Here is a 6,606-nt window from a genome sequence, read left to right as displayed (position 1 = left end):
AGAATTCCCTCGCAGGAACCAGGCGGGCCCCACGTGCACACAGCACGCGAGGCCCGCCACATCGCACACCCCACCACAAACATCGTTAGTGAACGTTCTCCTCTTCACAGTGACAACGTGCCGGAGTTGGGCTACTTCGCCTGGGCGTAATTATCAACGGTGGCGACGGTGAGCATGAAATCAACTGGAAAATCGCCGAAAAGCAGCCGACCGGCAGCCTCTGCCGCGTTCACGATGATGTTGGCAACGGCCTCCGCCTGCGCGGCCGGCGTGTGCACAATCACCTCATCGTGCAGAAAAAATACCAGATGTGGCGCTGCGTCGAAGGGCGCGCGGGCACCCGGAGCCAGCGTTGTCGATTGCGCTTCGTCAGAACGCTCGGTACCGGCATCCGGGCTCGGCAAAGCTGTGAGCTCCCGTCGAATCTCAGCCATCCAGCACAGCGCCCACTCGGCGGCACTGCCCTGCACGACGAAGTTGCGGGTGAAGCGCCCCCAGTCGCGCGCCAAACTGCGGGCGCGTCGCTCGTCGGTCGCCGTTGCAGCCAGCTCGTAAGCCAGATCCTGGGCCGCATGCCAGTCTGGTCCCGGTATTGGTGATGACCGGCCGAGCCGGGTTGTCACCACCTCACCGCGCTCTCCGGCACGAGCAGCTGCCTCGGTGAGAGCGATTGCCCGTGGGTAGGCACGGGCCAGGCGCGGCATGAGCCGGCCGCTTTCTCCGGTCGTAGCCCCATACATGGCGCCGAGCATGGCTACCTTAGCGTGATCGCGGGTCTCGACGACCCCACTGGCCACGATGCCGGCATACAGGTCGCTGCCGCGACCCGCCAGCGCCATGCTCATGTCCTGGGCCAGCGCCGCGAGAATGCGCGGTTCGAGTTGAGCAGCATCGGCCACGACGAGTTTCCAGCCCTCGTCGGCAATGACGGCACCACGAATCTGCTTGGGTAGCTGGAGGGCTCCTCCGCCGCGGGTTGCCCAGCGACCGGTCACAACACCCCCCGGCACATAGTCCGGGTGGAATCGGCCGTCAATGACCCAGGATTCCATCCAGATCCAGCCGTTGGCGCTCTGCAGCCGGGACAGCTTCTTGTATTGCAGAAGCGGTTCGATGACCGGATGCTCGAGCTTTTTCAGCTCCCACGCACGCGTCGTAGAAACGGCGAGCCCCGCTCGCTGAAGTGCTTTGACCAATTCCTGTGGGGAGTCCGGGTTGAGGGTAGCATCACCGAGTTCTGAGCGGATACGCCGGACCAGCAGTTCCAGACGCTCCGGCCGTAGGCCGGGTGCAACCCGCGGCCCCAGCTCACGCGTGAGGAGGAGATCATGCACATCAGTGCGCCAGGGCAGTCCGGCATAACGCATCTCCGCGGCTACGAGCGCACCGGCTGACTCGGCAGCCAGCAGCAGCCGCATCCGTCCAGAGTCGGGAGCGGATGCTACCGCGTCGAGTTGCCGACGAAACTCCCGAGCCGTCCCGGACTCACCGCTGCCATCAGCATCCGCGTGAACGTCAAAATCAAAAAGTGTTGCTCGGGGCTCCGCTTGATCGGGCATTCCAACGCTCGCGACGTCCCAGGGCCCTGGCGCCGCCAGCGCGAGTTCGCTCGTCATCGTAAGCGCGGAATTCTTCAAGATCATGTGGCACAGACGGAGATCATGGCAGCGCTGCACTCGGATGCCGGCCGCCAAGAGCACCGGATAGATGCGGGCGGTGTCCTCCCAAACCCAGCGAGGTGCGGCGGGGTCTCCACTGGCCGACTCACGAGTGCTGGATTCGAGCGTAGACACGAACACCGCAAACTCGGTCAGGGTGAGGCGAGCTGCCTCGCTGGGGAGGCCGGCATCATCAAGCGTGTCGACCAGCACGTCACCACCACTTGTCTGCCGCACCAGTACATACACCCCTCCATTCTGCCCGCTGCCGATGCGTACCGTACCCATCCATTTCGCGGCGCGGATGGGTACGGTATCTGCAACAAGGCCGGATTGCGGATTTAGCCAGCGATTTTGTCTCCGTTCGGAGCGACCACCCACCAGACGCCCCCAACACCCTCTCCGGTGGTGTCCCCGGCAGCAGAGTCCCCGGCCCAGTAATAGAGCGGGAGACCATTGAGAGTAACCTGCTTGGTGCCATCCGTGCGGGTGATGACGCCGACCGTGCCGGTCACGCCGTCAACTGTTGGGGTGTCCGATTCGGCGACGACGGCGGGCCACTTGACGAGGCACTCGCCCTCGCAGGTGCTCGTGCCGGAATCTGCGACGTCCTTATCGAAGACATATAGTGTCATCCCGGCGGTGTCGACGACGATCGTGCCGAGTGAACTGTCCGCGGTCGCAAGGGCCGGCTTGACCGCGGTATCGCTCGTCGAACTGGATGAACTCGAGGTGTCGGCTGCTGGGGTCGTCGTTTCCTGCGAGCATCCGGTCAGCGCGAGAACGCTCAGCGCTAACGCCCCGACGACTGGTCCGGCCTTGAGCCAAATTCTGCTGTTCATGACTGCTTCCTTCTCTCGGTGCTATTCGATGAGGTGCTATCTGATGAGGTGCCATTCGATGCGGTGGTGCGCAGTGCAGTGAAACTGGGTGTGGGCGTCCTTGGAGCTACCACGAGGTAGGCCGATAAATGGTTCAGCACTCCGGGCAAATTGACCGAAGCTGGCGCTGGGTATCGGTTCACCTCTAGTCGTGGCCGGACTTCGCGCGTTCCGGCGGGGACTTCAGGTGCTAGCCTGACTCCGAAACTATGGACATCATTCGGTACCACGAAATAAGGCCGACTGCCTGGCGCAACGGTGGCGGCCAGACCCGCGAACTGGCTTCTTTTCCCGGTGGCTCGACTGACTTCGATTGGCGAGTCAGCATCGCTGAGATCACTCAGGCCTGTGATTTCTCCATCTACTCGGGCGTGGAGCGCCTTCTCACCGTGATCGAGGGTGAGCTTCTGGTGGTGACCGTCGACGGTGTTGAGCATGCCATGGAGAAGTATCGTCCATTTCGCTTTTCGGGTGACAGCGCCAGTAGCGCCGCTCTCCCGGTCGGAACCACAGTAGACCTCAATGTGATGGCACGAAGCGGAAAGTTCAAGTCGTATATTTCCATTGTTGAGCTGTCCAAACGTCGTGCCCAGCCGGTCTTCGTGGATCAATTTGCCGTGCTGCTTCACGGCACTGCCGCCGTAACCGGAGCGCCTGTCGGTGCCGGTCAGGCCGGGATCCAGAGCGCAGAGCTCCGAAAATTCGATGCCGTTCGTGGCCAGGATCTGGCACCGAAAATTGTAGGGCGCGGATTCCTCGCGCTGATCACCTTAGAAGCCCAATTGGCCTGAAGTTTGAACTCCTGAACGGTGCGCGGTTGATCAGTCAAGGCCGCACGATCAAGGAAGAGGTGACGCCTGTTTCCGTTTTCGGACGCTACTAACGGCTCATCTCGACGGTCATAGTGACGCCCATCGCCGTGAGCTCGTACCTTAGCGGGCTGGGGAATACCTCGACCCCCACAAGGTTGCATCCAATGATGACTATTTCACTCGCACCCCGCACCGGTACCGCCCTCGTCGTTGGAGCGTCCGGAATCACCGGATCCGCCGTCGTCGACCAGCTGTCGGCGCAGGGTTGGCAGGTTCTCGCCCTCGCGCGCCGAAGCGGCCGCGATCTGCCCGGGGTGCGTTGGATCCAGGCGGACCTGCGCTCCGCCACCGACCTCAACCGAGTATTGGCCAGCGAGATGCCCGAACATGTCTTCTTCACCGCCTGGTCACGTCAATCCACCGAGGAACTCAACATCGAGGTGAACGCCGGCATGGTGCGTGACCTCCTCGCCGCGCTCGCCCACGCGCCGGTGCGCCACGTGGCTCTCGTCACCGGCCTCAAGCACTACCTCGGCCCGTTCGAAGCCTATGGACAGGGCGCCATGCCCGACACTCCCTTCAGTGAAGACGAACCGCGACTGGACGTCGCGAACTTCTACTACGCGCAGGAGGACGAGCTGTTTGCGGCATCCGCTCGCCAGGGATTCACCTGGTCGGTGCACCGCTCACACACCGTGATCGGCCACGCGGTCGGCAACCTCATGAACATGGGACTCACTCTCGCCGCCCAGGCCTCCCTGTGCAAGCACCTCGACATTCCCTTTGTCTTCCCCGGCAGCGCGACCCAGTGGAACGGCGTCACCGACATGACCGACGCGACCATCCTCGCCGAGCAGATGGTGTGGGCAGCAACAACGGATGCCGGCGCCAACGAAGCATTCAACGTGGTCAACGGTGACGTTTTTCGCTGGCGAGCAATGTGGCCGAAGATCGCCGCCTACTTCGGCGTCGAGCCGGAAGGTTTCGTAGACCAGTCGCGACCCCTCGACGTGCAGATGGCCGGCATGGAGCCGGTCTGGGCCGACCTTGCTGCCGCACACGGCCTCGTCGAATCCGACCTGGGGCGCATCGCGTCGTGGTGGCACACCGACGCCGACCTCGGCCGGAACATCGAGGTCTTCACCGACATTTCCAAGAGCCGCCTCGCCGGGTTCACCCCGCACCACCGCACGATCGACTCCTTCACCGCCCTGTTCGACCGGTACCGCGCCGAGAAGCTCATCCCGGAGTCGACCAAGTAACGGGTCGCTATCAGGTGACCGAATTGGCCTTCGTTTGGGTGGGTCGTTCGTGCACCGCGACAATGCTGAAGACCAGGGCCACGGCGGCCGTTCCCGCCAGCAGGATCAGGCCGATGGCATAGCTGTTGTCGGCGGCGTTGTAGGTCGCCCCCATTACGAGCGGGGGGAAGTATCCGCCGAGGCCACCGGCCGCACTGACGATGCCGCTGATTGATCCGACCTTGTCGGGCGGCGAGTTTCTCCCCAGCCAGGCGAAGACTCCCCCCGCGCCCAGCCCCAGGGCCGACGCCATCGCCACGAAAGTCAGCCCGGCCGGTATCTCGCCGTCCGGGCGCAGATTCACCACCCAGGCCAGAACAGCGACCGCGGCCAGCGCCACGATGACGACAGGCTTGGGACCGATGCGGTCAGCGAGAATTCCACCGACCGGGCGCAGCAGAACCGCGGCGACGGCAAATCCTGCCGTGCGGGTTCCCGCCGCGGTCAGGTCGAAATCGTAAATATCGCGCAGGTAGGTCGGCAGGTAAGTCGAGAAGGCCACGAACCCGCCGAACACTACGCCGTAGAGAAAGCACATCTGCCAGGTCACACCGAGTTTTGCAGCGGCGACGAGCTTGGGTATGAACGGCTGGGCATTGGACACCCACTTCGGCGCATTTCCCATGCAGGTCCAGACGAGGACGGCGGTAACGATCAGCAGCAACACCAGAATCAGGTGGGTGGGAATGTACCCGAACCAGTCAACGAAGCGCGGCGTAAAGAAGGCGGACAGTGCCGTGCCTCCCATTCCGGCACCAAAAACACCCGTCGCGAAACCACTCCGAGAGAGCTCGTACCAGTTGCTGACGAACGGGATTCCAACGGCGAAGACCGTTCCGGCGACGCCGAGCAGTAACGCGCAGAACACCAGAATCCAGTAGATCTCCACCGTTCCGGCGAGCGCCACGAGTAGCAGGGCCGGAACGGTGGCCAGCAAGACCACGGTGAACATGATCCGCCCCCCGAACCGATCCGTAAGCACACCCACCGGAATACGACCAATTGAACCCACGAAAACGGGCATGGCCACCAGAACGGATGCCTGCGCTGACGACAAGTCCAGTTGCACGCTGTATCGCACCCCGAGTGGGGCAATACTCGTCCACGCCCAAAAACACACCACTGACGACACGGTCGCCAGTACGAGATTGAACCCTTTACTGGCTCGGGCCCGTTCCCGCACGGTGACCGAAGTCATGGCTATCGTTTGTCCCGCGCTCGGTCCTCGGTTCCAATCGGTGCCCAGCCACGTCGAACGGGCCTGACCTCACCCGGCACTTTATCGCGCGAACGATAGACGATGTAGGGCCGGAACAGGTAGTGCAATGGCGCGGTGAACGCGTGCACGAGCCGGGTGAATGGCCAGATGGTGAACAGGAGCATGCCGACCAGCGTGTGGATGTGAAACGAGAACGGTGCTGCAGCCATCGCTACGATATCTGGCTGGAAGATGAACAACGAGCGAAACCACGGCGCGACGGTCTCCCGGTAGTTGTGTCCGTTTTCGCCTTCGAACACGCTGGCAAGAGTCGTCCAGAGTCCGAAAATAATCGCGGCAGCCAGCACGATATACATGACCTTGTCGTTGCGGGTCGTCGCCATAAACACCGGCCCGGTTTTGCGCCGGCGGTAGATCAGGATGACGATTCCACCGAGCGTGCCGATCCCGGCTATGCCCCCGACCAGCAGCGCGTTGAGGTGGTAAAAATCCTGGCTCATCCCGACGAACAGCGTCCAGCTCATCGGGATGACGAGGCCGAAAAAGTGACCGGCGATCACCGCCAGCAGCCCGAAGTGAAAGATTGGCGATCCGATGCGCAGCAGTCGGGATTCGTACAGTTGCGACGACCGAGTGGTCCACCCAAACTGGTCGTAGCGGTAACGCCAGATCGATCCGCCGATCAGAATGGCCACCATTACGTACGGCAGCACGCCCCAAAGCAACAGGTCCATC

Annotated in this window: 6 protein-coding genes; 2 read left to right on the top strand and 4 right to left on the bottom strand. The window is 62.7% G+C overall.

Translation table 11 applies throughout. The features are described from left to right. Window positions 1–131: 131 nt before the first annotated feature. Entirely contained in the window at window positions 132–1,907 is a 1,776-nt protein-coding gene (locus CXY70_RS01525) for a bifunctional 3'-5' exonuclease/DNA polymerase (protein ID WP_233205671.1), read from the bottom strand. A gap of 92 nt (window positions 1,908–1,999) precedes the next feature. Next, window positions 2,000–2,500 (bottom strand): hypothetical protein, encoded by a 501-nt coding sequence (locus tag CXY70_RS01520; RefSeq protein ID WP_104190634.1) that lies wholly within the window; start codon window positions 2,498–2,500, stop codon window positions 2,000–2,002. Window positions 2,501–2,748: 248 nt separating this feature from the next. On the opposite strand from CXY70_RS01520, the gene CXY70_RS01515 reads away from it, so the two are divergent. Continuing rightward, entirely contained in the window at window positions 2,749–3,330 is a 582-nt protein-coding gene (locus tag CXY70_RS01515) for a HutD family protein (protein WP_104190633.1), read from the top strand. 185 nt (window positions 3,331–3,515) lie between these two features. Next, window positions 3,516–4,613, top strand: a complete 1,098-nt coding sequence (locus CXY70_RS01510; protein WP_104190632.1) for an SDR family oxidoreductase — start codon at window positions 3,516–3,518, stop codon at window positions 4,611–4,613. A gap of 10 nt (window positions 4,614–4,623) precedes the next feature. On the opposite strand, the gene CXY70_RS01505 is transcribed toward CXY70_RS01510, so the two are convergent. Continuing rightward, window positions 4,624–5,850, bottom strand: coding sequence for an MFS transporter (locus tag CXY70_RS01505; RefSeq protein ID WP_104190631.1), 1,227 nt, complete (start codon window positions 5,848–5,850; stop codon window positions 4,624–4,626). A gap of 2 nt (window positions 5,851–5,852) precedes the next feature. Further along, entirely contained in the window at window positions 5,853–6,605 is a 753-nt protein-coding gene (narI, locus tag CXY70_RS01500; protein ID WP_104190630.1) for a respiratory nitrate reductase subunit gamma, read from the bottom strand. Window position 6,606 lies beyond the last annotated feature (1 nt).

This window comes from Cryobacterium sp. Y82 (assembly GCF_002929495.1).
Lineage (GTDB): Bacteria > Actinomycetota > Actinomycetes > Actinomycetales > Microbacteriaceae > Cryobacterium > Cryobacterium serini.
The sequence above is the reverse complement of the archived record's forward strand: the minus strand, read 5'-3'. Positions and strand labels throughout refer to the sequence as shown.